At 65.4% G+C, this 1066-nt stretch carries 1 pseudogene; it reads left to right on the plus strand.

Annotated elements, in window-relative coordinates:
- Positions 1-173: 173 nt before the first annotated feature.
- Positions 174-1066: pseudogene (locus ACSFA3_RS25615) on the plus strand (sensor histidine kinase); the annotation flags it as partial.

The raw sequence follows: 1066 nt of genomic DNA on the forward strand, positions 1-1066 counted from the left end.
ATATAGTTACTCTTGAACCGCATTTGTCGTGAATGCACTACGGCCGACCTGGATCAGTGGGGCCGCAATAAGAAGCCCTGGGCAAGCAACATCGCGCGCATGGTTACAGAATGAGAAAATAGGTTACATAAGCATTGCCGCGTCAGCTTTGGGCGCGGCTCATCCGAACACCCTTGAACTACCGTCCCGCACCCTTCTTCGCCAACGTGGTGCTCGTCCTGTCGATGGCACTGCTGGGCGCCATCGGGGCCTTCCTGGGTGGGACGGCCGGCTTGCAGCAGTCCGACTCGCTGCTGCACCTGACGCGCGCCGACTGGCAGGTCGATGAAGCCTCGGGCTTCAGCACTCCGCCGTTGAAGCAGGACAGCGGCGCCCTGCCAGACACCTGGAAGCGGGTCGAACTGCCCCTGGCCCTTCCCATCGCGCTGCTGCGCCAGGCGGAGGCCGCCTCCACCAAGACGACGCGCACGACCTGGATCAGGCTGTCCACCCGCGGCCTGCCGCCCGACGCCGGGCCGCTAGCGCTGTACGGCATCCGGATCAAGACCGACGGCACCATCGCGGTCTATGCCGACGGCCAACTGGTCCACCGCGCACAGCAGTCGGGCCCGCTTTGGAACAGCACCCGCACCCCGCTGTGGGTCCAGCTGGACAACAGTGCCGACAGCAAGCCGCCCAGCGAGATCCTCCTGCGCCTGGAGCACACCCGCAACGCCCAGGTGGCGCTGTCGTCGCTGTGGATCGGCCCCATCGACGCGCTCAGGGGCCGCTACGGCATGCGCCAGTGGCTGCAGCAGGAGCTGCCCGCGATGCTCGGCGCTGCGTTCATGGCCGTGGGTGTGTTCGCGCTGTTCGTGTGGTTCCGGCGCCGCGACGAAACGGGCTACCTGCTGTTCTTCAACCTCGCGGCCACCTCCTTCATGCGAGGACTGCATTTCTACGTGAGCCTGCCCGTTGCCAACGACTGGTTCGCGTGGCTGACCGTCAACTCGCTCTTCTGGCTGGTGATGGTGGTGCACTTCTTCCTGCGCCAGCTGCACGGCCTGCAGCTCAAGTGGCTGACCGT

Source organism: Variovorax glucosi, from assembly GCF_051216695.1.
Taxonomy (GTDB): domain Bacteria; phylum Pseudomonadota; class Gammaproteobacteria; order Burkholderiales; family Burkholderiaceae_C; genus Variovorax.